28 protein-coding genes are annotated in these 24408 nt (G+C 63.1%); 14 read left to right on the top strand and 14 right to left on the bottom strand.

Annotated elements, in window-relative coordinates; translation table 11 throughout:
- The first annotated feature begins 107 nt into the window (after positions 1-107).
- Positions 108-1892, top strand: coding sequence for an N-acetylglutaminylglutamine synthetase (ngg, locus tag A9W99_RS23310; RefSeq protein WP_067383951.1), 1785 nt, complete (start codon positions 108-110; stop codon positions 1890-1892).
- A gap of 6 nt (positions 1893-1898) precedes the next feature.
- On the opposite strand, the gene A9W99_RS23305 is transcribed toward ngg, so the two are convergent.
- Together A9W99_RS23305 and A9W99_RS26290 are read right to left on the bottom strand one after the other, a co-directional pair.
- A complete protein-coding gene (locus A9W99_RS23305) occupies positions 1899-3398 on the bottom strand; it encodes a hypothetical protein (protein ID WP_067383948.1) in 1500 nt (499 codons plus the stop codon).
- A 588-nt stretch (positions 3399-3986) separates the two neighbouring features.
- On the bottom strand, positions 3987-4667 hold the full coding sequence (locus A9W99_RS26290; protein ID WP_082930162.1) for a TetR/AcrR family transcriptional regulator: 681 nt from the start codon (positions 4665-4667) through the stop codon (positions 3987-3989).
- 84 nt (positions 4668-4751) lie between these two features.
- Here A9W99_RS26290 and A9W99_RS23290 point away from each other — a divergent pair, with 84 nt between their 5' ends.
- Both A9W99_RS23290 and A9W99_RS23285 read left to right on the top strand, forming a co-directional pair.
- Positions 4752-5090 carry a DUF1801 domain-containing protein gene (locus tag A9W99_RS23290; RefSeq protein WP_067383939.1) on the top strand — a complete coding sequence of 113 codons (339 nt, stop codon included), beginning with the start codon at positions 4752-4754 and terminating at the stop codon, positions 5088-5090.
- Positions 5091-5188: 98 nt separating this feature from the next.
- Positions 5189-5755 (top strand): dihydrofolate reductase family protein, encoded by a 567-nt coding sequence (locus A9W99_RS23285; RefSeq protein ID WP_067383936.1) that lies wholly within the window; start codon positions 5189-5191, stop codon positions 5753-5755.
- 417 nt (positions 5756-6172) lie between these two features.
- Here A9W99_RS23285 and A9W99_RS23280 read toward each other — a convergent pair whose 3' ends face one another.
- From A9W99_RS23280 to A9W99_RS26285, 5 genes are all read right to left on the bottom strand, one after another.
- Positions 6173-6532: a VOC family protein gene (locus tag A9W99_RS23280; protein WP_371514981.1), complete on the bottom strand. Its 360-nt coding sequence runs from the start codon at positions 6530-6532 to the stop codon at positions 6173-6175.
- 15 nt (positions 6533-6547) lie between these two features.
- Complete coding sequence (locus A9W99_RS23275) at positions 6548-6988, bottom strand: SRPBCC family protein (protein ID WP_067383933.1); 441 nt, start codon at positions 6986-6988, stop codon at positions 6548-6550.
- A 2-nt stretch (positions 6989-6990) separates the two neighbouring features.
- Positions 6991-7320, bottom strand: a complete 330-nt coding sequence (locus A9W99_RS23270; protein ID WP_067383929.1) for a helix-turn-helix transcriptional regulator — start codon at positions 7318-7320, stop codon at positions 6991-6993.
- A 761-nt stretch (positions 7321-8081) separates the two neighbouring features.
- On the bottom strand, positions 8082-9566 hold the full coding sequence (locus A9W99_RS23265; RefSeq protein WP_067383926.1) for an NAD(P)/FAD-dependent oxidoreductase: 1485 nt from the start codon (positions 9564-9566) through the stop codon (positions 8082-8084).
- A gap of 185 nt (positions 9567-9751) precedes the next feature.
- Positions 9752-10180: a cellulose-binding domain-containing protein gene (locus tag A9W99_RS26285; RefSeq protein ID WP_082930161.1), complete on the bottom strand. Its 429-nt coding sequence runs from the start codon at positions 10178-10180 to the stop codon at positions 9752-9754.
- A gap of 574 nt (positions 10181-10754) precedes the next feature.
- Between A9W99_RS26285 and A9W99_RS23255 the strand changes: the two genes are divergently transcribed.
- Positions 10755-12278 carry a cytochrome P450 gene (locus A9W99_RS23255; RefSeq protein WP_082930160.1) on the top strand — a complete coding sequence of 508 codons (1524 nt, stop codon included), beginning with the start codon at positions 10755-10757 and terminating at the stop codon, positions 12276-12278.
- Positions 12279-12281: 3 nt separating this feature from the next.
- Here A9W99_RS23255 and A9W99_RS23250 read toward each other — a convergent pair whose 3' ends face one another.
- Positions 12282-12611 (bottom strand): glyoxalase/bleomycin resistance/extradiol dioxygenase family protein, encoded by a 330-nt coding sequence (locus tag A9W99_RS23250; RefSeq protein WP_067383924.1) that lies wholly within the window; start codon positions 12609-12611, stop codon positions 12282-12284.
- A gap of 228 nt (positions 12612-12839) precedes the next feature.
- On the opposite strand from A9W99_RS23250, the gene A9W99_RS23245 reads away from it, so the two are divergent.
- Both A9W99_RS23245 and A9W99_RS26900 read left to right on the top strand, forming a co-directional pair.
- The gene (locus A9W99_RS23245; protein ID WP_067383922.1) at positions 12840-13790 is read left to right on the top strand and encodes an anti-sigma factor RsbA family regulatory protein; all 951 of its coding nucleotides are present in this window, start codon (positions 12840-12842) and stop codon (positions 13788-13790) included.
- Between the two features lie 112 nt (positions 13791-13902).
- Positions 13903-14073: a hypothetical protein gene (locus A9W99_RS26900; protein WP_172828935.1), complete on the top strand. Its 171-nt coding sequence runs from the start codon at positions 13903-13905 to the stop codon at positions 14071-14073.
- Here the strand turns inward: A9W99_RS26900 and A9W99_RS23240 are convergent.
- Entirely contained in the window at positions 14070-14930 is an 861-nt protein-coding gene (locus A9W99_RS23240) for a PPOX class F420-dependent oxidoreductase (protein ID WP_082930179.1), read from the bottom strand. The genes A9W99_RS26900 and A9W99_RS23240 overlap by 4 nt on opposite strands.
- A gap of 126 nt (positions 14931-15056) precedes the next feature.
- On the opposite strand from A9W99_RS23240, the gene A9W99_RS23235 reads away from it, so the two are divergent.
- Together A9W99_RS23235 and A9W99_RS23230 are read left to right on the top strand one after the other, a co-directional pair.
- The gene (locus A9W99_RS23235) at positions 15057-15311 is read left to right on the top strand and encodes a hypothetical protein (protein WP_067383915.1); all 255 of its coding nucleotides are present in this window, start codon (positions 15057-15059) and stop codon (positions 15309-15311) included.
- 117 nt (positions 15312-15428) lie between these two features.
- Positions 15429-16007: a cyclic nucleotide-binding domain-containing protein gene (locus A9W99_RS23230; protein WP_067384254.1), complete on the top strand. Its 579-nt coding sequence runs from the start codon at positions 15429-15431 to the stop codon at positions 16005-16007.
- A 17-nt stretch (positions 16008-16024) separates the two neighbouring features.
- Here the strand turns inward: A9W99_RS23230 and A9W99_RS23225 are convergent, their stop codons facing one another.
- Positions 16025-16897, bottom strand: coding sequence for a CoA ester lyase (locus A9W99_RS23225; RefSeq protein ID WP_067383912.1), 873 nt, complete (start codon positions 16895-16897; stop codon positions 16025-16027).
- 144 nt (positions 16898-17041) lie between these two features.
- Between A9W99_RS23225 and A9W99_RS23220 the strand changes: the two genes are divergently transcribed.
- Positions 17042-17383, top strand: a complete 342-nt coding sequence (locus A9W99_RS23220; protein ID WP_253870299.1) for a DUF3253 domain-containing protein — start codon at positions 17042-17044, stop codon at positions 17381-17383.
- A gap of 56 nt (positions 17384-17439) precedes the next feature.
- Here A9W99_RS23220 and A9W99_RS23215 read toward each other — a convergent pair whose 3' ends face one another.
- Positions 17440-17787: a WhiB family transcriptional regulator gene (locus A9W99_RS23215; protein ID WP_082930178.1), complete on the bottom strand. Its 348-nt coding sequence runs from the start codon at positions 17785-17787 to the stop codon at positions 17440-17442.
- 320 nt (positions 17788-18107) lie between these two features.
- On the opposite strand from A9W99_RS23215, the gene A9W99_RS23210 reads away from it, so the two are divergent.
- Both A9W99_RS23210 and A9W99_RS23205 read left to right on the top strand, forming a co-directional pair.
- Positions 18108-19565: an aldehyde dehydrogenase gene (locus A9W99_RS23210; protein ID WP_067383906.1), complete on the top strand. Its 1458-nt coding sequence runs from the start codon at positions 18108-18110 to the stop codon at positions 19563-19565.
- 102 nt (positions 19566-19667) lie between these two features.
- Positions 19668-20321 carry a cutinase family protein gene (locus tag A9W99_RS23205; protein WP_172828934.1) on the top strand — a complete coding sequence of 218 codons (654 nt, stop codon included), beginning with the start codon at positions 19668-19670 and terminating at the stop codon, positions 20319-20321.
- A gap of 81 nt (positions 20322-20402) precedes the next feature.
- Here the strand turns inward: A9W99_RS23205 and A9W99_RS23200 are convergent, their stop codons facing one another.
- A complete protein-coding gene (locus A9W99_RS23200; RefSeq protein WP_067383903.1) occupies positions 20403-21332 on the bottom strand; it encodes a DMT family transporter in 930 nt (309 codons plus the stop codon).
- Positions 21333-21542: 210 nt separating this feature from the next.
- On the opposite strand from A9W99_RS23200, the gene A9W99_RS23195 reads away from it, so the two are divergent.
- The 3 genes from A9W99_RS23195 (at position 21543) to A9W99_RS23185 (ending at position 23510) form a co-directional block, all read left to right on the top strand.
- Positions 21543-21755: a DUF3072 domain-containing protein gene (locus A9W99_RS23195; protein WP_067383900.1), complete on the top strand. Its 213-nt coding sequence runs from the start codon at positions 21543-21545 to the stop codon at positions 21753-21755.
- A gap of 128 nt (positions 21756-21883) precedes the next feature.
- Entirely contained in the window at positions 21884-22876 is a 993-nt protein-coding gene (locus A9W99_RS23190) for a D-2-hydroxyacid dehydrogenase family protein (RefSeq protein WP_067383897.1), read from the top strand.
- An 85-nt stretch (positions 22877-22961) separates the two neighbouring features.
- The gene (locus A9W99_RS23185) at positions 22962-23510 is read left to right on the top strand and encodes a thioredoxin family protein (protein ID WP_067383894.1); all 549 of its coding nucleotides are present in this window, start codon (positions 22962-22964) and stop codon (positions 23508-23510) included.
- Between the two features lie 22 nt (positions 23511-23532).
- On the opposite strand, the gene A9W99_RS23180 is transcribed toward A9W99_RS23185, so the two are convergent.
- On the bottom strand, positions 23533-23814 hold the full coding sequence (locus A9W99_RS23180) for a hypothetical protein (RefSeq protein WP_067383891.1): 282 nt from the start codon (positions 23812-23814) through the stop codon (positions 23533-23535).
- Positions 23815-23843: 29 nt separating this feature from the next.
- Positions 23844-24365, bottom strand: coding sequence for a hypothetical protein (locus tag A9W99_RS23175; protein ID WP_156623253.1), 522 nt, complete (start codon positions 24363-24365; stop codon positions 23844-23846).
- Between the last annotated feature and the right edge of the window lie 43 nt (positions 24366-24408).

The raw sequence follows: 24408 nt of genomic DNA, 5'->3' as shown, positions 1-24408 counted from the left end.
TCGTGGCCACCGACGAGGTCCGACTGAGAAGATGGTGCGACGCGGCAATGAACTCCGGCGATCGCGCTGCTCAAAACCTGCTCGCAGCCCTGTGACGGAAGTGCGATATGACCGCTAGCGATCCTGCAGAGGACCATCCCGAGGCCATCACACTTGGTCTGCACGACGCCGCGCCGACCCATCTGATGGACGCGATGGCCAAAGATGTTGAGCTCGAATTAGGTTGGGGCCGACTCATTTTCGGCCAGACCTTCGCCGATCCCGACACCGTCGCCGAGGCATTCAGACGGGAGGCTCCGGGCCGGCGCGACATCTGTATCTACGCGCGCGAGGCCCATGTGATCGTCGCAAAAGCCCCGAATGAGCTTTTCATCGATCCCAGCCATACCTATCGACTCCGCTTCACTGATTCGTCGGCGCAGGAAGGTCAAGCATCGTCGCTTCCCGGCGTGACTATGCGCACCCTGAACGATCGACAAGACGCCGATGCCATGAATCGCGTCTTGGTCCGCTGCGGAATGGTCCCCGCACCGGTCGACACAATCTGGCACAACCATCTGCATGCGGACGCGGTGACATATCTGCTTGCGGCGCGTGATGACGACGGGGCCGTGGTGGGTACCGTCACCGGGGTCGACCACGAGTTGCTCTTCTCTGATCCGGAGCACGGTTCCAGCATGTGGACCTTGGCCGTGGATTCTGCGGCCGGATTGCCCGGGATTGGCGAAGCCCTGACCCGAAAGTTGGCTGAGCACTTCCGGGAACTGGGCCGCGCGTACCTGGATCTGTCCGTCGGGCACGACAATGCCGCCGGGATTGCCCTCTACGAGAAGCTGGGTTTCCGGCGGGTCCCGGTGTTGGCGATCAAGCGGAAGAACGCGATCAACGAGCCGTTGTTCACCCCAACGCCCGCAACGGTCGACGACCTCAACCCTTACGCGCGCATCATCGCCGAAGAGGCGCTCCGACGGGGAATTCGGGTCGAGATACTTGACGCCGAGACCGGCGAGATGCGACTCACTCTCGGTGGCCGCAGCGTGATTACCCGAGAGTCGCTGTCCGAGTTCACTTCCGCGATCGCCATGTGCCGGTGCGACGACAAGCGCTTGACCCGGCGACTTGTTGCCGCGGCCGGCATCACCGTGCCGCGTGCCCGGCTCGCAACCTTCGACGACGAGGACCACGCCTTTGCGACGGAAGTCGGGGAAGTCGTCGTCAAACCGACCCGCGGAGAACAGGGCAAAGGCATCACCGTCGGTGTTACAGCCGAAAACGGTCCTGACGAGCTCACCGCCGCGCTGGCACATGCGCGTGAACAACATCCTGAGGTGCTGCTCGAACAGATGGTGGCCGGCGACGATCTTCGTTTGGTCGTGATCGACGGCCGAGTCGTTGCCGCGGCATTGCGGATGCCTGCCGAGGTCATCGGCACCGGCAAGCACAGTGTGCGCGACCTGATTGCGGCCGAGACCCGGCGGCGGTCTGCGGCCACCGGTGGTGAGTCCCAGATCCCCCTCGACGACGCCACCGAGGCGACGGTCGCGGAAGCCGGTTGGACACTCGACGATGTGCTGCCTGAAGGAACCCGGTTGCAGGTCCGCCGAACCGCCAACCTGCATCAGGGCGGAACCATTCACGATGTCACCGCCGAAGTGAACCCAGAGTTGTGTCGCGTTGCGGTGGCTGCGGCTGAGGCGATCGGTATTCCGGTTACCGGCATCGACCTTCTTGTCCCGGATGTCAGCGGCGAAGAATACGTCTTCATCGAGGCGAACGAGCGGCCGGGGTTGGCCAATCATGAACCACAGCCCACCGCAGCGGCTTTCGTCGATTTCCTATTCCCCGGTAAGCACGGGCAATCGCCGGCCTGGACACCAAAGCACGCGGACTGAACCGTCTCAGTCCGCTTGCCCGGTCAAATATTCCCTCGACACCACCAGCGCCGTAACGGCGGCGGCAACCAAAACGTAGACGGGCAACAGGTGCTCGAAGTGGGTGTAGCCCACCGCGAAATGAACGACCAGCACTGGAATCGTGCCGAAGGCGCAGCCGAGTAGCAAACACCACCACACCCAGCGCTGGCCGCGCCGCCACCCCCACATGCTGATCAGCAAGACCGCCAGACCGGCACCGATCAGCGCGCCGCCGAAGCCGGCCCGGTCATGAGCGATGAACGGCAACAGATGAGCATTCGCAGACCGCAGATGTTCGGCGTCGGTAGCCATGAAGTCCAGGTCGGTAGGCACGAAGACCGACGTCATACCGACGATGGAGATCACGAACCCGGCCACGGTCAGGCCGCCGCCGACGCCGATCATGAGCAGTTGGCCCCACAGCGCCCGACGCCGCTGCGGCTCGGGGCCTTCAACGACCGGAGGCCAGTGGGGGCTGGGAAGTCGTCGGGAAAGCGCAATCAGGAGCACGGGAAAGAGTGTGACGACGACAAGTGTGTGCAACGGCTCCACGAACCCGCCGGTACCGAAAAGATAGAAGTAGCTGCCGAAGGCGACGAGCCCGGAGATCGCCAGCGCCCGCCGAGCCCACCGATAGCCCTGCCGCATCGCCTGGGCCAGCGCAAGGTAGAGGATTCCGATGCCGATCATGTTGCCCGCCATCGTGATTCGGTCGTGTTGGAGGAATCCGATCAGGTGCTGGTTGACGTGATGCAGATCGGTTACCGTCGTGCCGAGATAGTCGCGGTCGTATTGCAGCAGCACCGGCCCTAACGCGATTACCCCCGCACCGATACCCGCCGCGATAAGGCCGATAGCAACCAGCGCGGTCCACAGCCAGCCGGGCCAACGCCGCAGATCTGCTGGGATGCTGCGCGGCGATACCGGCGGCGACGTGGGCGTGGCCGCCTCGATTACCCGGTTGAACCAACCCGGTCCCGCGGCGATCAATACCGAGGGGGCTGCCAGAACCGTCGTCGACGGATCAGCCAGTGCGTCCACAGCCGGCTTGAGTTTCGGCGCCGAGAGCCGCAGCAGGGGATAGTCGGGATCGCCGGCAGTGGCGGCGTCGACATCCGGCGCGATCGCGTCACGCGCCTCGGCGCTGTCGGCGACGACGGTGACGCGGCAGTGCCGTCCCGCGGCTGCATGGCGCACGGCTCCGACGTCGGCCAGTCCAACTGGATTGATTTCGACGACACTGGCGCCCTGTACCGCCAGCACCGTGATGGCATCTGCCGCGATCCAGGGCGGCACCGAGGCGCCGAACCGGCCCGCCCATTGGGGCGGCGGGTCAGGGTAGTCGAAAACCACCGGGATCCATCGCCTACCGCCCGCGTGCCGGATCAGCGTAGCGAGGAACCGCAACGCCAGGACTCGGGTGCGGCGTTCACCCAGTACCGTCTCGGCGAACGGTCGCAGCGGCTGATAAGTCCAATCCGGCACGCCACCAATCTTCACATTGGAGATTTCACGCGGCTGCCTCCCACTAGAGCCCGCCGCACCGCGACGGCGCCAGGATGGGGGCCCACGGTGGGCAATCCGGCGGCAATGGCTGCGGCGGCGGAGGCGTATACGGAGGTGGAGGCGGAGGTGGCGGGGGAGCCTGATGCGGACTGCCGTGCCACGGGTAAATGGTGTTGGAGTCAATGTCGATGACACCCTCAGAAGTCCAATACCAGTCGTGGCAAACGTTCCAGTCCCAGGTAATGACTTGACTGCCTGGGAGAGGCGGGTCGCCGGGGCACCAATGAGTACATGTCATCCCGCCCGGGCAGTTACCACCCTGATAGCTGGGGCCAGTCGCTTGTGCCGTCCCGTCGGTAACACTCACACCGGCCAGACCCACGCCGCCTGATATCACCAATATCGTTGCGAACCGCGAGATTCGGTTCATCGTCGGTTCCCTTCGACGGCGTCAATCCATCAGCGTTGCCAGTACAACGTGTTGGGACGGCTACCAATCCCAATAACTATGCCGCGTTAGCCGGGACGTGGATTAGTTCAGCTGCGGGAGTTACGGCTTTCCAACCATCACACACCCGACTGCGCTAACAGCACAACGGAAACCGTCAGCGCCACCGCGTAACAGCACGCACCGAAGCACTGCGATAGCAGTTGCTTTACCAGGGTCTCGGTGAGCCACGTCTCGTACCGTTGCGGTGGCCAGTCTCGGTCGACGACGAGCAGCCCGTACACCTCCGGAGACGCGAGGGCGTGAACGATGTCGGCGGCATCACGCTCTCGCAGGGGGTCCCGCAACATTCGCCGTCGTGCCAGAGCACGAGTGATCTGCCCTTGGCCTCGTCGACGCTGTTGGGTCAACTCGTCGAGGAGCGTCGCGGCGCCGTCGTCTGATGCAGCGGCGCTGGTGAGGATGCGATAGACCGCGGCCATCCTCGCGTTCACCTCGGCGACGATGTGCACGAAGCTTGCCAACATGGACCTCGGATCTGGATCAGCCAGGAGCGATCGAACCGACGGGCGTTCGGCCATCGGAACCGGCGCGTCGTCTCCGGCGACCGACGAATCAAGCAACGCTTTGAGGATCCCCCTCTTCGACGAGAACAAGCGGTACACGGTGGCGGGCGGGACCTCCGAGCGAGCGCTGATCGCATCGATCGTCGTCGCCCCGTAGCCACGCTCAAGAAACAGGGAGCCGGCGGCGTCGATGACTGCGCGACGAGCGAGACGAGTCCGTGCTTGTGTCGCCACGATGTGATAGTACTACTCTTATCTTGAGAGTAGTACTATCATTCTTGAATTGATTTGACTACGAACCTGAAGGAGGCTGGGCAATTGTTCACGAAGAAGGGCGACACGGCCGTCCTCGCCAAACTCGGTGAAGCACCCGCGCAGTACCGGGAGATTGGACAACGCCTGCACAGCATTATCCGAGAGAGCGCACCGTCGTTGCAGCCGATCGTTCGTTGGGGATTACCGTTCTATGTCAAGGACGGCAAGGACGTCTGCTACATCAAACCGGATCGGGACTTCATCGCTTTCGGCTTTGGCGAAGCACTGAACCCAGCACGCGAGCAGGGCGCCCACATGCACCCGGTCGCGTGGACCCTCACTTCGCTGGATGCCGCTACGGAGGCCAAGATTCGAGCGCTCATCGAGAAGGCTGTGGCCTGACGTCGACGAATGCACAGCGACTTGAGCCCACGTGAGCCAGCACGTGCGTGTCGCGTCGCGTCGCGATGAGTTTTGCCCTCCGGTGCAGTCTGATCCGCATGGGCAAACTCATCTATGGCTTCAACGTGTCGGTGGACGGGTACATCGCCGACGCACAAGGCAACATTGATTGGTCCGATCCAAGCGAAGAACTGCACCAGTACTGGAACGACTTCGAGCGGGAGACCGCCCTATCGTTCTACGGGCGGCGGCTATACGAATTGATGTCCGCGTACTGGCCGACTGCCGATAAGGCCCCGGACGCCACCCCTGTGATCGTCGACTTCGCCCGCATCTGGCGCGACATGCCCAAGGTCGTGTTCTCGCGCACCCTGGAGTCCGTCGACTGGAACTCCCGCCTGGAACGCGGCGACCCGGTCGAGGTGGTGACGAAGCTGAAAGCCGAAATCGACGGCAGGCTGGAGGTGGCCGGCGCGACGCTGGCGGCACCGATCGTGCAGGCCGGGCTGGTGGATGAGTACCGGATCATGGTCACGCCCACCGCCGTAGGCGGCGGTACACCGTTCTTTCCTACACTGCCGTCGTGGATTTCGCTGCGACTGTTGGAGAACCGCACCTTCCCGGGCGGCACGGTCCTGCTGCGCTACGAGGCGAAACACGACTGATCGGCCATACAACCTATGGAATGAACCCGGGCAGTTCCTCAGCCATGCCAGGGGCCGCCCGGAGCATTGTCGGCCCGAACTTGAGGGATAGTTCAATAGCCCTGCGCCACAGGATAATTCGTCACCGTGACGTATCGCCGGCGGTGTGGGGGAGGTGGCGGGTGGGTGGTCGATAGCGGGTTCTGCGGTCGGCCGCCCGGGGTACGTTCAAGCTTTCACCTAACACCCGAACCCGCTGCAGGCAACCGATCAGGAAATGAGAACACAGATCCGCGCCGTGGGCGTGTTCAGATCGGCCAATCGTCAAGAGGTTCGCGCACTTTCGTGTACTGCCACGCGAGACCCTAGCTGATAACGGTGCGTGCTCACGAAGTGCGAGTTCTTGCGTAGGGGAGTGACTGCGAGCCGGTCAGTACGTCAGTATTTCACTCGGAAATTGCCGACCAGCTGGATCTTATTGCTGTCAGGGTCGGTGATTGGGCACAGTCGTACGCCCTTGTTGGCGTTGATGATCTCGCCAGCGCCTATACCCATCGCGCGAAGTTCCCGAGCAGCTGCCTCGATGTCGGACACTGCCAGGTTGAGCATCCCGTTGCCGGCGCGCTGAGGGTCCTCCGTCACCTGCACCCACCCGCTGTCGGTGACCTGCCATTCGACAAGGTTCGACATTGGATTGTTATCAGGTCCGCGGCCGAAAAGTTGTGTATACCAAGACTTACCCGCCTCGATGTCGCTAACGGCGAGCACTGCAAGCACGTAATCAACTTGAGCCATCATCAGTTCTCCTTTGTCCTAGTGGTCGTTTGCGAATTCCGCAGCCAGAGTGTCCAATTGCTTGGCGGTTCCATGCTCACGCCAATCTGGTTGCTCCTGGCCGGGCAGATACATGCCATGCTCGGTCAATATCAGCAGGGTGCCAGTGTCCTCTGCTTGGAATTCGACACTGGTGACCGAGACGGTCGATAGCCGGTCTCCGGTGTGCAGCGTTGACGTGGTGAGAATTCGTTCATTGGTTACGATCTCGGCGTACTGCGCTTGGTAGGTCAGCGGGCGGCCGTGTGGATCGAACCCCTTGACGGTCTCGAGACCGCCAACAACGAAGTTCTGTGAGTGGTCTGCTCCCTGAGCCATCCAGCGCTTGCGCGCCCCCGGATTTGCCCATGCCTCGAACACCCGCTCAATCGAGGCCGGGTAGCGGCGTTCCAGCGTGAACGTCGAGTGCGTTACTTCCATGATCACTTTCCCTTCAGGTAGTCATCGAGTTGATCAAGTTGCCTTTCCCATTCCGTGCGCTGACCGCTCAGCCACCGCTCGGCGTCGCGCAGCGCCTTCGGTTCGATCCGGCAGCTGCGCACTCGGCCCACTTTTTCGGTGACGATGACGCCAGCGTCTTCAAGTACCTTCAGGTGTTGCATCACCGCAGGTAGGGACATCGCGAGCGGCTCGGCCAACGCCTTCACCGGCGCTGGCCTTCGGACGAGCCGTTCCACGATCGTCCGGCGGCTTGGGTCCGCGAGTGCGTGAAAAACGCGACCAACCGGATCAAGCTCGGGTTGGTTAAGCATATACTTAACTATCGTCTACCCGGACGCAAAAAGTCAAGTGTCTGCTTAACTATTCACTCGCCCGCCGCGGGGTGCCGAAGTCGGTTCAGGTAGTAGCCGACTGAACAAGCGCCGTTCTTGAGCAGCCCTGCGACACAGGGCAATTCGTCACAGTGACGCAATGACGCGGATGCGGGCTCCATTCGGAGAGGGGGCCCGAAACGACTCGCACCGACCACATGCCGCCAAACGCTCGTCGAAGCTCGCAACGTTTCACCTAACGTCCGAATTATTCATTAAGTGATTGAAACGTACGCCGACCTCCGCTTCTGCAACCCGATCACGAATATCGGTTGGCGGCGCGCGAGTTTGCGTCTGCCACCAGGTCTAACGGCCGAATCGTCAAGGGGTGCCAGTCCTTCCATCTAGCAACTCGGCGTAGTTAACTGCCGATAAGCGACACTATGTCAAGTAAACTGCGCCGTTTTCATCAGATGAATCACGACCGTGCTGTGTGACCCTCTCCTACCGCATAGGCGAAGGTTGACTAAATCGTCTGTTTGCGCCCCGACGCGCAGAACTGCCGCTACGCCGCCAAAGGCCCGCGCGCAGTCCCCGTCGAATGGAAGGACGTCAAAGTCTGCCTCAGCTTGCTGCAGGTGCTGCTGAGGGGTACCTGATCGACCCGTCGCGGTGGCCGCGCCAGATATCTGGCCAAGAATCGCTGTTGAACTATCGAGCATCCCCCGGTTCGAGGGTTCTGTCACTCGATTCTTGCTTGCTCAGGCGATCTGGTAGTCGCTCAACGGGAATTGAGAAGCTTCGGCAATCGCATTATGGGTCGAGGTGGGCCGCAACAGCGTCGCCTCGCCGCTGTGGTTGAAGTAATACGACCGCGACGTGGCGCAGTCGCCGCCGTAGAACACCGAGTTGGCCAGCAATTCGGTCATGCGATCGAGGAAGCGTGTGTTGGCATCCTCAGTCACTTCGAAGGTGCTGGCGCGACGGCGCTGGACTTCGCGGAACAGTCGCTCCATCAGCCGCATCTCGCGTTCGATGGTGTCGAAGTAGGACAATCCGCTGTACGAATACGGACCGGCTAGGTTCAGGAAGTTTGGGAAGTAGGGTGTCGACACACCTTGGTAGGCCTGAAACTTGGTGTTGCGCCACCACTTTCCGAGGTTACGGCCCTCCCGACCAACGACCTCGATTGCCGGGAAGTTGGCGTCCCATAGGTCGAAACCGGTGGCCAGCACCAACGTGTCGATCTGCGTCTTCCGACCGTCGACGGTCACGATGCCGTCTGACTCGATGTGCTCAATGCTGGTGGTTTCCAGGTGGACCGAAGGCTTGGTGAACGTGCGGTAGTACGTGTTGGAGAACGTCGGACGCTTGCAGCCGAAGTCGTAGTCCGGGGTGAGCTTTTGGCGCAGCTCCTTGTCGCGGATCGATGCGAGCCGGAGCATGTTCGACACATAGGCGGCGGTCATGTTAAGGCTACGGAACTGCCGATAGTGCAGCACCGCCGAGATCAGCATCAGCTCAAGGACATTGTCGGTGACATAACGAAATGCCCTCTGAAGCCGCGGAATCCGTGCGAAGGCCCGCCGGAGCAGCGTCGGGATCCGAAAGTCGATTTTGGGCACGACATAGATCGCAGTGCGCTGGTACACCGTCAAGTCGGCGACGCGCTTGGCCAATTCCGGGACGAGTTGCACGGCGGTGGCCCCGGTGCCGATGAGCCCGACGCGACGACCGTCCAAGTCGTAACTGTGGTCCCAGTCGGTGGTGTGAATTGTGCGGCCGTTGAAGTTGGCGATACCCGGGATGTCCGGGGTATGCGGCTGCGAGAGGAACCCGGTCGCGGTGATGAGGAACCGCGCCGATAGCGTCTCGCCGCCCGCCACCGTCACTTGCCAGAGCTGGAGTTGCTCGTCCCACCGGGCGCTCTCGACGGTGGTGTTGAACCGCATGTGGCGGCGCACATCGTACTTGTCGGCGACGCCGTCCGCGTATTTCTTGAGCTCCCGGCCGGGCGCGAACAGTCGCGACCAATTCGGGTTGGGCTCGAACCAGTAGGAGTACGTCGTCGACGGGATGTCCACGGCCAGACCCGGGTACCTGTTGACGTGCCACGTTCCACCGAGGTCGTCTTCCCGTTCCAGGATCACGATGTCCTCGTAACCCACCCATTTGAGCTGGATGGCTGCGCCCATTCCCCCAAAACCAGCCCCCACGACGACCGCGTCGAACTGCTCCGATGCCATAAAGAATACGGTACCTCAGGTACCGGGTACTTTGTCCGGCTTTCGGCCGTGGTCCGAGTGGTTGAGCGCGACTTGCTCCCCCGAACGCGGCATTCGTGAGGGGGCCTGTCTGGGGGTTTAGTCGTTGTGCGGCTTTTGCGGCTGGTCGGTCTCGCCGCGGTCGAGGCCTTAGTGCGCAGTCGCCTCTAGGTGCACGGATATTGCCCGTTGAGCAGACAATTCGACGGTGGCACGTAGGCACCGGTCAGCACGCCTCTAAGGCCACCTGTGGCTGATCCCCCGGGTGCAATGACGCGATTCCAGTTCGCAGGGGTGAGCACATAGTGCGTGCCAGAGCGTGTGAGGGTGCTATTCCAGGTATGCGAGACGGATTGACTTGCCGGCATGTCGAATTCAAGCTTCCAATCGCTTAGCTGTGCCATGCTCGAGTTGGTGATGGTGAAGCGCGCGATGAAGCCGGTCTGCCACGTATGTTCCACCGACAATGTCGCCGCGGCCGCGGCGGCATGAGCTACGGGGACGATGGCGAGTCCGAGGAAGGCAGCTATCAATGCCGATACAGTTACGTGAAGCGCTGTACGCCAGCGCTTGACGTAATTACGTAGTCCGCCCATAGCCGCCAACACTAAAGCCCCACAGGCGATATCGGCCCTCGCATCGCGGTAAGCTGCAGTACGTTTGCTCAACCGAAACCGTCATGAAACTCTAGCCTTCGATCCCGGCCGGTATCGCCGTAGAGCGTATTGCGTTGCACTCCTTTAATCGGCTGGCTCAGTCGTCCAATCGCAGGATCAGTGCCGTGAACGGGTCGACCGGTCGTTCGGTTTTTGTCCGCGTTTCGCCAATTTTTGCCGTGAACAGGTCGGCATCGATACGCATCAGCGCCCGTGTGGTTCGGTCAGTTCCTGTGACAACTGCCCCGACAGGATGCCTTCGCCTGCAGGGCCTTTGGTCATCGTGATGCAAGCGATAGCCCGCCGCAACAGTTCGCGAGGTTCTCCCCCGACCCGATCAGTATCGCGTCGTCGGTCCTCGATCTGCTTGTGGCAGCAGGCTCTGCGTGGAGCGCAAGCGGCAGGCAGAAATTTTCGGCCTAGCATCTCGCCGGTACCCGCGGTACTGTCTTTCCAAGTATCCGGTACCAGCGGTATCGCATCGTGGTCTCGATTGGTAAAGCGAGGTCCTTTGATGAGCAATAGTGCAGAACTTCATCCGCCGCGCTGGGCGCCCACGTTCGTGCGATGGCACCACACCCGCGTGGGCTGGTTGCGATCGTGGCAGTTGTCGCTCAAGGCGTTATGGGCCGGCTATCGGCATACCATCTATGACTTCGCCGCCCAATTGCCCGGGCAGGACGACATCTTGGTGGCCCGCGCGCCGCTGGCCAAATTCGTGATCGTCCGCAATCCCGACATCGCCCGGCACGTACTGGTGTCCAACCAGGACAACTACGCCAAGAACGCCGAGTACGACCTTCTTGCCGTGGCGTTCGGTCGCGGGTTGGTCACCGATCTCAATGACGAACTGTGGCAACGTAACCGACGGTTGGTCCAGCCACTCTTCGCCAAGCGTCAAGTCGATAACCTGGCCCCGCAAATGACCGCCGCGGCGGTCGACGCCGCCGAACGCTGGCAGGCCCACGCCCAGGCAGGGCATCCGATCGATGTCGCGGCCGAGATGAATTACCTGACAATGGACATCATTGCCCGCACCATGTTCGGCATCGATCTCAGTGGTGAACTCGCCGAGCGGATGCGGCTCGACTTCGCCAGGCTACTAACACTTTTCGGATACGGATTCATCGGTGGAGTAGCCAGGCCGCTGCGTTGGCTTGCTGATCGGCTTGGCCGGCATGGTCCCGACCCACTCGCGGCGCGATCACCGCGACTGGCCATCAACGCGCTTCGGGTTGGCGCCAGCGTCACGGCGCCGCGCACCATGCGCGGCCTACGCCGAATCGAGAGGTTCATCGACGAGCTGATCACCGACTACCGGAGCCGGGCAATCGACCGCACGGATAATTTACTGGCACTGCTGATCGCGGCTGAGGACCCCGAAACCGGTTACCGCTACACGGATGTCGAGATCCGCGACGAACTGATGACTTTTCTGGGCGCGGGGTTCGAAACCACCGCCGCGGCACTTGCCTGGACGTGGTATCTGCTGTCGCAAAACCCTGAGGCCCGTGCCCGTCTGGGACGCGAGCTCGACGAGGTGCTGGGCGGACGCTTACCTACCGCCGCGGACGTCGACAACCTGCCGTGGACTCAGGCGGTAGTGGCGGAGGCGATGCGTGTGTACCCGCCCATCATGGGGCTAGCCCGGGTGGCCAAGCACGACGACGTGCTCGGCGACTACCCCATAAAAGCGGGCACGCATGTCGCGATCCTCATCCACGGTGTCCACCACAATTCGCGGGTATGGAATGACCCCGGCACCTTCGACCCGGCCCGATTCCCGAAAAAAAATTCCGACCCGGCGCTACGCCGGGCACATATTCCGTTCGGTGCCGGCAAACGCATGTGCGTCGCATCCGGATTCGCCACCCTCGAAGCCATTCTCGCGATCGCGACGCTGGCCCAGCGGTTCGAGCTTGACCTGTTGCCCGGCCAACGGCTGCGGCGCGAACTGACCTTCACCGGCGGACCCGATGGCCCGCTGATGATGTCGGTGACCCCGCGGATGACCGCCCGCGCGACGTTGACGGGCTAACCGTCACGGTCTGGTTGCGTCGTTCCGGGTAGCGATCTGGTAGACGTTGCCGAATAGGTCTCGGACCATCGCCCTGCGATCGCCATACGGTGTGTCCAAGGGCTCTTCAACAGTGAACGCGCCGGCCGCGAGCGCCCGCCGATAGACGTCCTCGGCGTTCTCGACGTAGATGTAGAGAAACGCCGGGAAGACCGCTCGATCGTCGGCCTGCGACACCATTACCACCGAGTTGCCAATGCGAACCTCGGCCGGCCGATCCGCAACGGCATGTCCAGTGGCACCAAAGGCGCTGCGCAAGAATTCGACCGCGGCAGGCACGTCATTCACGACCATTCGCGGTGTGACGGAATGGAATCCAGGCGGTGCAGACGACTCCGCAGACATCGGCAAGTCTTGCACAACGGCAGATGGGGAACGCCGATCCCAACCTGACTCCCTGGAATCTGGGTCCGGGCGTACTCTGTTTATCCAGCGGCCTACGTCCCGTGGGCGACTGCCGCACTTTGTGTCATGGTCAAGGCAATGCCCTGGCACATCTGATTTTTTCGCTGGAGCTTGGACATGACGACGGCAGCACACCTCGATCTCGGTGACTTTCTGCATCCGGCGTTGTTCTATCAGTCGAACCAGGAGTACTTGGACGGCTTGCTGCCGTTCATCACCGACGGTCTGGAGGCCGGGCAGCCGGTCCTGGTGGCAGTACCCGGGCCAAATCTGGCGTTGGTGCGCGACGCGTTGGGCCCCGCCGCGGCCGGTATCACCATGGCGGACATGACCGACGCGGGCCGCAACCCCGGCCGGATTCTCGGCGGTGTACTCAGCGCGTTCGTTGACAAACACGCTCCCCAGTCGGTCAGGATGATCGGCGAGCCGATCTGGCCGGGTCGGTCGGAGGTGGAATATCCAGCGTGCGTGCAGCACGAGGCGCTGATCAACAACGCTTTCGCCGGACGCGATCTAGCCGTGCTCTGTCCCTACGACGTCGCACGTCTAGAGCCCGCAGTAATCGCAGATGCTCGCATCACCCACCCAGTGCTCTGGCAGGCCGGGATGCCGGAGGAGGACAGCGTCGCGTTCGCGCCCACCGCGGTCTGGGAGCGCTACAACCGTCCGCTGGCCAGCGGTTCGACGGCAGTTACCTACACCGTGAACCAGCTCACGGATCTAGCGGGGGTGCGTCAGTTCAGTGCGGTGTACGGCCAGTGGTTCGACCTGCCGTCGGACATAACCAGCAATTTGCAGCTGATCGCCAACGAGCTGGCTACCAGCAGTCTCGAGCACAACGGGGCGCCATGCCAGTTGGCGTTGTGGCAGCACGATGGTCATCTGATTTGTGAGGCTCGCGACAACGCGCATCTCGACGACCCACTTGCCGGGCGGCGACCTTATAGCAGCGACACCGTGCGCGGACGCGGACTATTTGTCGTCAACGGACTGGCTGATCTGGTGCGTATCCACACGACCGCAGGGCAGACAACCATTCATGCCTACCTGAAGCTGGGCCCCGCCTGAGTGGTGCGCACGGCGGGCGGTGTCAGCACCCCCTGGGGCGGGTATGGGATTGCCACGGGCTCGCATCGATGAACATCGGTGCCCGAACATGTGAAGCCGATCGGAGCCGATTATGACCCAACCCGACAACGAGAACTTCACGCGTGGGCAGGAGCTGGAGAACATCGTGGATCAGCTCGACGAAAAGGTCGCCGGGGAACGCGAAGCCCAGGGGGTACCCGGCAAGCCGAGCGATCGCGAAAAGGCCGCGACCGAGGGCTCGGAGACAGAGCCGCCGGATTAAAGTCGAGCGCCGGTCCCCTTCTCCGGCGGCTGGCCGACGAAGGCCTCGTCATCGCGCGCGGTCGTCGGAATCAACTCTGCATGCACCGTGCGGCCGAACTTCGACCGCATCAGCCGGTGGGCCGCTGGGACCAGCACGCCGTGCAGCAACGGATACTTCTGCCGCAGCAATCGTGCCGCCTGCCGATACTCAACGCCCTCGAGTAGGCGCACCCGCCCAGGCTGTACGGCTCCCGTCGGCTTGCCAGATGCGGTGGCCGGCCCGAATTCGACATACGCATTCCGGCGGATGCGGCGCACCTTGATCGCCCGCTCGAAACTGCGGAAGTAGGCGCGATCGCCGTCCACCACGATGCTGACCGGACTGGAGCCGGCGGTGCCGTCCTTGCGGAAGGTGGTGAGGCTGATCGTTTTCTGCCGCACAAACGGCGTCAGGGCCGGGTCCGTTGCGGCGCCTACTTTGCCCAGCACAAAACCAAGCTGGCGCAATCGCAGCACAAACGCCACCACGAGCGCCACTGACACCACGCCCAGCAGCCAGGCTTGAGCCGCTGAACCACCCAGGTCGAGGTCCACCACGTGGTTCACGGTGTGCACCGTGTTGGCCACGATGAAGCCCGCCAGCGCGGTCGCCAATGCGTCGGCCCAGATGAGCGCGAGCAGCAGCGTGATACCCAGCCCCAGCTGGAAAGCGCCGACGTCGTGCAGGAAGTGCAGGTGAGTCCCGAAGCCGACGGCAGCTGCAAAGGAGCGCGGTCCGATCAGACACCAGATCCCGATCCCGGCGGTCGCCAGGCCCACCAGGCCTGTCACTACGTGGAGGTATGTCTGCGCCAGCGCGCCCGAGCGTTTCATGATCCGCCTTTCGAGGTGAGTGCTTCGTTCACAACCGTTAGACGGGTCAGCGAATCGATACGTGACAGACACCAGGAGCGGTGATGGGCGCTGGCAGAGTGGGAGTGCCTATCGACTACCGTCGACGGCATGTCTGAAGTCTCCGGTACTGAGCGAATCGACGACGTCGCTGCCGGCGACATCGTCGTCATCGTCCGCGGCTCCTCGGAACGGTCTTACAAAGTGGTGTTCAAGGACGTCACCGACGGCGGGTATGTGGTCACATTTCAGGACGACGGCGGTGAAACGTTTCAGCTCGATTTCGACGCCGGCGATATCGTCAGGACCTCATTGCAGTCGAAGTGGGAGTCCGCGCAGAGCCCCACACCGCACGCCGAAAGTTGAGCCGCTCCTCGGCTAACCGCGACCAGTCAATTCGTCGGCCGCAATTTTGCGCTCCTCGCTGCAATTTCCGCGTTAGGCTCCTCGATGTCATGGTTCATCCCGCATCAGGAGCTCTCCATGAAGGTAGACGAGCAGGGAATTGGGAAAGACGTCCGTCGGCTACGCGAATTCCACGCGTTCGACAAGTTCTCCGATGATGAGCTGGAGCGCCTGGTCGGAGCGGCCCATCACATTACGCGTTCGGCGCCGTGGCCGCTGATTCAGGAGCAGACGCCGTCGGACTCGTGCTACATCATGCTGCGCGGCGAAGTAGGGGTGTATGTCGGTGACGACCGCATTGCCGTATTAGGACCCGGTGAGGTGATCGGCGAATCCGCGCTGCGCCGTGGGAAATTGCGTTCTGCGACGGTAACGACCACCGGGCCGGCCGAGGTGCTGCGCATCGAGCGAGATGATCTTGCCCACTTGCTCGACGACATACCCGCACTGCGCGAAACCATGGACGCGACCGCGGCACAACACGTGCCCGTCAGCCCGCCTCCGAAGCCGAAACCGGCACGGTCCAAATTGAACGCCGCAGTCTCGACGGACTTGGTCGAGCGATTCGAGCAGGCCGCCGATGCAGCCGGTGTGAGCGTCGCAGCGGCGCTCGAGGATGCGCTCACCCAGTGGATCGAACGGAAGGGTAAGAAGTAGCCCATTTGGGGGCTGACTCATTCCAGCTCGTCGATGAGGTCGGCAAGCGTCAGAATCCGTTGGGCGTCTCGCACGTGCAGGCTCTCGATCATGCGACCGTCGACCGTTATCACACTCTGCCCCGCCGCGCTGGCCTGCTCGTAGGCAGCGACAATTCTGCGTGCATCGCCCACCTCTTGCTGCGTGGGACCAAATATTTCGTTGGCCGGGCCGATCTGCGATGGATGGATCAGGGTCTTGCCGTCAAACCCCATCTCGCGACCCTGCTGAGCTTCCGCTCGGAAGCGGGCGTCGTCGCTGATGTCGTTGAACACGCCATCCAAGACCACTTTTCCGGCCGCCCTGCCACCCAACACCGCAAGCGCCAATGCGGGCATGACGGGCGCGCGCCCGGGCACGTGCAGCGCGTGTAACTCGTTCACCAGATCGTTCGTACCGACCACCAGCCCCGCCAAACGCTCGCTGCCCGAGGCGATCTCCTCTGCTCTCAGGAAGGCGCCAGGCGTTTCGATCATGACCCACAACTGCATCGACTCCCTCGCGCCGAGTGTGTCGAGCGCGGCGGCCAATGCTCGAACCTGTTCGCCCCTCTCGACTTTGGGCACGAGCACTCCGTCGGCGGACGACCCGGCCACCGCTGTCAGATCGTCGTCGTGCCACTCGGTACCCAAACCATTGATGCGCACCACGACCTCACGAGGCCGGTAGCTCCCAGACGACGCCGCCTCGCATACCCTCTCTCTCGACTCAACTTTGGCGTCGGGCCCAACGGCGTCTTCGAGGTCGAAAATCAACATGTCCGCCGGCAGCGTCTTGCCCTTCTCCAAAGCCCGGGCCTTGTTGCCCGGCAAATAGAGTGCGGATCGGCGCGGGCGCAGTGTGGGTGCCATGGAGACGTTCACTTTCTTTGGCAAACTCGGCCGGAGATACCACCATGTGCTTTGGCAACAGAACCATTGCATATTCTCGTAACCGATTCCGGCCCACGACGGCGGGTGGCCCGACTGGTTTGACTTGGCGGCTTTACTGATCAAGTGGACCGACGATTGCGCGCAGAGCTGGCCCGAGTCCTCGAGAACGCCGGCCCGGGGGCTGACCACGCCGCAATCGCGCTGGGCGACGGGCCGATCAGGCAACGACTGAAATCATCGATGCTTGCGTTGGCCGAGTCCCGCGGGCCCGGCAGTAGTACGTGCCCATCCGATGCCGCTCGCGCCGTCGAAGGCGAGAACTGGCGCGATTTCATGCCCGAGGCCCTGGAGATCGCACGCGAACTGGCCGCGTCAGGCGACGTCGAGATCACGCAGCGCGGCAATGTCCTTGACGCCGACCGAGACTGGCGCGGCCCGATCCGCATACGAACCAGCCGCCGATGAACGTTGTCGCGACTTGATCATTACGGGGGCCTGCCGAGGCAGCCGTGCTCGTCGGCCTATCCGGCGGAGCGCGCACCGTGCGTGTTGAAGAAATCCGCCCACGAAACGACCTCGGGATGCTGCTTGAGCAGTGCCCTGCGCTGCCGCTCGGTCATACCGCCCCAGACGCCGTACTTGACGTGGTTGTCGAGTGCATGGGCGCCGCACTGCTGCACAACCGGGCAGTCACGGCAGATAACCGCAGCCTTGCGCTGCGCCGCCCCCTTCACAAATAGTTCATCGGGATCTGTTGTCGCGCAGCGCGCTTTCGCAACCCAAGTGCGGTCTTCGGTAGGCGTTGCATGCTGATTGCTGTTTGCCCGCACGAGGTTCAATCGCCGCGCGGCCGGCCTTGTTTCTGGCACCGAAGCCGTTCCCTTCCTCCCGGTCGCATGTGCGACCGCCACCTGCGGGCGGCACCCCGAATGAGAGCCGAACCACACTCAGCCCGTCAGTGTGATCTAGATCTCACCTGCGCTTCCAAGTTATAGCGGGTGCGCCTCGTTTGCGCAACGGTCTTCTGGCACAGGCGTACCTGACCATCGCGGAACTGGGGCCTGCCGGCCCGAACGAGTACCGCCGCGCGCGTCTAGCGGCTTCATCTCCATACGCGGTGGACACGACGTGGTTAAGCGCGTAACTTCGGCCTCGCGTCGAGTCGCGGTGAGGCAAGAAGGAGACGCCCATGACGGTTCAGGCTGTATTGGACGAGGTCCGTGAACGACCCGGTACCGGTGACGTGATTCCGGTGGTCGATCCCGCCACCGAGGACCAGATCACCGAGTTCACCGACTGCGGGCCCGAGGCCGTCCACGACGCCGTAGCCCGCGCGAAAGCCACCGCCGACTCCGGAGCGTGGTCAGGACTGCCCGACTACGAACGGGCCAAAGTGCTCTGGCGCGTAGCCGACCTGATCGACCAAAACGCAGAGCTGCTCGCCGAGCTCGAAATGCTCAACGGCGGCATGTACCCCGCCCAGGCGCAGATGCAGGTGAAGGTCGGCGGCGAGTGGTTCCGCTATTACGCGGGCTGGTGCACGAAGATCGACGGCATCGCCCGCGACGTGAATACCGGCGGTCTGACCGGCGTCGATTCGCACATGCACGCCTATACGTTGAAGGAACCGTATGGCGTGGTGGGCCTGATCTTCCCGTGGAACGGCCCAGTCTTCAACTTTTGCGCCAAGCTGGCTCCGTCGCTGGCGGCAGGCTGCAGCAGTGTGGTCAAACCCGCAGAGGAGACGCCACTTTCGGCGCTCGTGCTCAACAGAATCCTGGCCGAGGCTGGAGTGCCCGACGGGGTGGTGAACCTGGTGAACGGTTACGGTCACACCGTCGGCGCGGCCATCACCGCCCATCCCGACGTCGAGAAGGTCGCCTTCACCGGGTCGACGGAAGTCGGCAGGGAAATCGTGCACGCCGCCGGAAGCAGCAACCTCAAGAAAGTGACGCTGGAGCTCGGGGGCAAGTCCCCCGTGCTGATCTTCGACGACGCCAGCCTGAAGAGAGCCATGACCATGGCGGCGTTCGGCGCTTTCGTCCACTCCGGGCAGGCCTGCGTGTGCGGGTCGCGCATCTTTGCGCAACGCGGCGTCTATGAGCGGGTTGTGGAAGGCATTGCCGGGATTGCGAATACGTTGCGGCTCGGCGGCCCGAAAGAAGAAGGCACGATGATCGGACCCTTGATCAGCCAGAAGCAGCTCACCCGAGTGCTCGGCTATCTCGAACAGGGCAAGTCTGATGGCGCCGAGTTCGTCACCGGAGGGCACCGGCTGGACCGCAAGGGATACTTCGTCCACCCCACCGTGGTCACCAAGGTCGATCCCGACTCGAGCAGATTGTTCCAAGAGGAGATCTTCGGGCCTGTCGTCACCGTCCTGCCGTTCGACGACGAAGACGAGGCCGTCGCTCTGGCGAACAACAGCACCTATGGGCTGGCCGCCACGGTGTGGACCAAAGATCTCGGCCGCGCGCATCGGCTGGCCAAGCGACTCAAGGCCGGAACCGTGGGATTGAACTGCCAGATGCAGTACGACCACTCGATGCCGTTCGGCGGATACAAGCAATCGGGGTGGGGCCATGAATCGGGTAAGGCAGGCATAGAGACCTACCTGCAGGACAAGATCGTGTGGGCACAGATGTAGGCGCCTCGTCTACCTGCTGGATCAAGCCATCGGCGCCGGCAGCGCAAGCGGCTTCGCTGCCCGCTAGGACGGCGCCGTCGGCGGTATGTCAGCATTTCCCCCATGATTGAACGCCGGGTTGCCCGCATCGTTGGAGTCTTGGTCATGACGGCATGGGCGCTGCTGAGCGCGCCCCTATACGGTGCCGTGGCCACAGCTGATCCATGCTCCGACGTCTCGGTGGTTTTCGCTCGCGGCACCCATCAGGAGCCCGGGCTTGGCAATATCGGCCAGGCATTCGTCGACTCACTCACCGCGCAGGCTCAGGGACGGTCAGTCGGGGTCTACGCCGTCAACTACCCGGCAAACGACGACTACCACGCAAGCGCGACCGCCGGCGCGGACGACGCGAGTGGCTATATCCAGAACACCATCGCCAGCTGCCCGAACAGCAAGCTTGTCCTCGGCGGCTACTCGCAGGGCGCGACCGTGATCAACCTGGCGAGCACACAGGTGCCTGCCTCGGCGGCCGACCATGTCGCCGCGGTCGCCCTCTTCGGCGAGCCGACCAGTGGATTTTCCAGCATGCTGTGGGGCGGCGGCCCGTTGCCCACAATCGGCCCGCTGTACGGCGGAAAGACCATCAGCCTGTGCGCTCCCGATGACCCGATCTGCTCCGGCGGCGGGAACATCATCGCGCATGTTTCCTATATCGAGTCCGGGATGACAAACCAGGCTGCCACTTTCGCGGTCAACAGACTCGGTCCAGCGCGCTAGGTTGCATTGCTGAGCAGACGCAAAGGCACCCGAAAACCCCTGGTTTTGGGTGCTTTTGCGTCTGCTCGCGGGGGGAAACGGTCAGTCGACGCGTGCGGCAGTGCGTGCGCCCGACGCGGCAGGGTGAGGCTGCCGCGCCGATTGACTGACCGCGGGCGCTTGGTCGCGGCCCAGCGCGATGGTGGCCGCGAGCATCGCCAGCACGGCCACCACCAGAATCAGTGCAGCCGGGCCTCGTGCCGTCAGGTGTTCCCCGAGCACGACGACCCCGAGTAACACCGCGACAATCGGCTCGCCTACCAACATGATCGGCACGGACATCTGCAGCGCGCCCGCGTGAAAGGCCGACTGCTGCACCACGGTCACGGTCACCGCCAAGGCCACCAGCAGGTAGGGGGCGGGAACGGTCAACAGGTGATGCCATCCGCCGGTAGCGAAACGGTGCGTGCAGATTTTGGTCAACACCGCGATCATGCCGAGCTGAACCGCCACAGCAACCGCGAGCAGCATGGCCCGCACCCGCCCGCTGGTGCGGTGAGCCGCGGCGACGCAGGCGATCACCAGCGGCACCGTGACCGCCAGCGCAAGCGTCCAGGCTGGTATCGGAGGCCGGTTATGACCCTCGTGAGGCTGGCCGACGAGAACGAAAACAGCGAGCCCCCCTGTGAGCAGCACCGCCCAACCCCAGTCGGCCCAGCTGATGCGTTGCCTCGAAAGTCGAGCGCTCAGCGGCAAGGCGAACAGCAACGCCGACACCAGCAGTGGCTGGACCAGAAGCAGAGATCCGTGCGCCAGCGCCAGCGCCTGGAATATGTAACCGGCGACGGCGGCGACAGTTCCCGCCCACCACAACGGTTGGCGAACCAAGGTCGTCGCCATAGTCGCTGATAGCGCGTCGTCGCCGGGGACCGCTTGGGCGGCCCGCTGGCGAACCACAATGCCGACCGCAGCCCAGAACGCGGCCAGCAGGCCCGAGGAAATTGCAACCGCGTGCGCTGTTACCCACCCCATCCTCGTCAAAGTACCCGCGATTTATGCAGGAGTAACTCGGGCAATACGCACCCAACCGCGGCGGGTTCGAAGGCGGCCAGCACATCGTCTGCGAATAGCACTGCAACACAGAGTTGTTCGGGTACTCAGCGCGCTGACGTCGTAGGCCCGTATGTCGCCCCCAGCGCTTGCCCGGGTTACATCCGCCTGGCAACGGGCATAGCTACTTGCATGAACGACGATATCGGACAGGCGCCACACGAAAATCCGCAAAAGGACCAGTCGCAGTGGGTGACTGGCGACGAGCCGATGACCGGACCGCAGCGCAGCTATCTGAACACGTTGGCGCAGGACGCCGGCGAAGAGATTCCGGAGAACCTGAGCAAGGCGGAGGCGTCCAATCTCATCGACAGGCTGCAGCAGCGTACCGGCCGGGGGTCATGACGTCGTCACCGACTGACTGGTTGCTCAGGTAGCGACGGGCAGACGCAATTTCGTTGCGGCCCAGATGATCGTCGAGCGGGTAAAGTTCGCGTGTCCTGGAATGCTCGCGGACGGCGAACGGAGACGACATGCCCCGGGTGGCGATACTCGACGACTACGCCGGCGCGGCACTCGACCTGGCCGATTGGTCTTCAGTGCAGATGCGTTCGGAGATAACCGTTTTCGACCGTCACCTTGCCGAAGCGGAAGCCATAGAGACGTTGCAACCCTTCGACGTGGTCTGCACGTTGCGCGAGCGTATGGCGTTTCCGCGCACGCTGATCGAGAGACTGCCGAACCTGAAACTCATCACCATCGTCGGCAGAAGCTTGCCGAACTTGGACATGACCGCGGCCACCGAAAACGGCATCCTGGTAGCGCATTCGGACTTCGCAAGTCCGCGATTCAGCTCCGTGCGCGACGCCACCCCCGAACTCGCCTGGGGGTTGATCATCGCGACGGCACGCCAGCTGGCCGAAGAACATCGCCGCCTGCGTGAAGGTGGCTGGCAGGCGACGGTGGGGATGACGTTGTCGGGCAAAACACTAGGACTGGTCGGCCTCGGCAGGATCGGTCGACGCATGGCCGAATACGCGAAAGCGTTTGACATGGAAGTCATTGCGTGGAGCCAAAATCTGACCGAGGAGGCCGCCGCGGCGGTCGCTGTCCGCCGGGTCGAGAAGGCGGCACTATTCCGAGAGTCCGACGTCGTCTCCATCCACATGGTGCTCTCGGAGCGCACGAGAGGTCTGATCGCCGAGCCAGAGTTAGCCCTGATGAAGGCCCATGCCTACTTGATCAACACTTCCCGCGGCCCGATTGTCGACGAGGCGGCCCTGGTCGCCGCGCTCCAGAATGGGCGCATTGCCGGTGCCGGCCTGGATGTCTACGACGTCGAACCCCTTCCCCACGACCATCCGCTGAGACTTCTACCCAACGTGACGCTGTCTCCGCATCTCGGTTACGTCACCCGCGAAATGCTCGGCGCTTTTTACGCGGACACCGTGGAAGCCGTCGTGGCATGGCTGAACGGCACGCCGATTCGGATCGCCAATCCTCAAGCGTGGCCGGCAAAAGGTTGACAACCGGTGCGGCGGCAGTCATTTGCGTGGCTTGCGATGCGCACCAAGGTGTTGCGGCCCCGTTCTCGCGGCTACTCTGGCGCACATGGCAATCGAATCGACGATGCTCGCTCTGGGCACTCCCGCGCCGTCATTCACGCTGCCCGAGCCGGCCACCGGCGCCACGGTCAGCCTCGAAGAACTCACGGGCCCCGCGCTCGTCGTCACCTTCATCTGCAACCACTGCCCGTACGTCCAGCATGTTGCCGCGGGGCTCGCCGCGCTCGGTCGGGACCTGACCGGTCTGGGTGTCCCGATGGTCGGCATCTCGAGCAATGACGTCGTCACCTACCCGCAGGACGGACCCGATCAAATGGTCGCCGAGGCGCGTCGTCACGGCTGGACATTTCCGTATCTCTACGACGAGACCCAAGACGTGGCCCGGGCGTTTTCCGCAGCCTGCACGCCCGACACTTTCGTGTTCGACGGTCAGCGTCGGCTGGTGTACCGCGGCCAGCTCGACGACTCACGCCCGAAGAACGGCCTTCCGGTGACGGCCGCCGACGTCCGGGCAGCGGTCGACGCGGTGCTGGCTGGACGGCCGGTGAACGCCGATCAGCGGCCGTCGATCGGCTGCGGCATCAAATGGCGTTGAGCAGATTGGCGCTGAGCCCAGTTCACCCGTGCGGCGCCTCCGAGATCTTGCTGTCGGGCTTGCCGACCGTCTGGCAGTAGGTCGTCACCGACAGTCGCGTCGTCGAGATCTCCAGGTTGTTCGGGTCAGCGCCGCTCTTGTCCTTGAGCATCTTGCTGATTTCCTCGTTCTGCTTCTTCTCGTCCTGCGAGGTGAAGTCCTTGCATTTGGTGTCGCCACCGGTATTGATGACCTGTGAGGCCGAACATCCGCTGAAGAGCAGCATGGCCATCGCAATCGTGGCGGGTGCAATACGCCTCATCATTCTCCTTCGTGAGTACAGGTAGCTATTTCTTACACCGCAGCGTCGGATCCCAAACAATTTCCTCGGCGCGCCGGCAGGAGTGAGGCTGACGTAACGTATCCGAGCGCGCCGGCAAGCACTGCGAACTTGATGTACGCGGCAATTCGCGCGCGCCGCGCATTGGCGGCAACGCGTGTGCGACGGAGAACCTTCAAGAGCGCGACTCCCTCGACCGCGTCGCCGGCAACTGCGGGAATCGCCAGGGCAGGCAGAGCAGCCGGGTGGCCGCGACGAAGACGGGCGCGGTCCACCAGCAGCGCCGTCAGCGCGCCGTAGCTTGCCATATAGCCGAAGTCGAGCCACAGCGACATCCGCGCGGCCCGCTGACCCTCGCTCCCCCACCGGGCCATGATGTCCTCGGCCCGAGAAGCGTTGCCGGCCAGCTCAAATGGGATGATTCCGGGTCCGCCGGTCTGCCGCATACGGTGCTCCGGTACCAGCATCACCGCGGTGTAGACGCCGAAGGCGGCGGTCGCCAATACGAGTCGATTGTTCGCTAGGCGACCGCTCATCATGTCCCCATCTTTCAACCTGGCCGGAGTTTATGGTCGCGCA

It is taken from the genome of Mycobacterium sp. 1164966.3 (assembly GCF_001665395.1).
GTDB lineage: Bacteria > Actinomycetota > Actinomycetes > Mycobacteriales > Mycobacteriaceae > Mycobacterium.
Note: the sequence above shows the minus strand (reverse complement) of the source record. Positions and strands in the feature narration are given on the sequence as shown.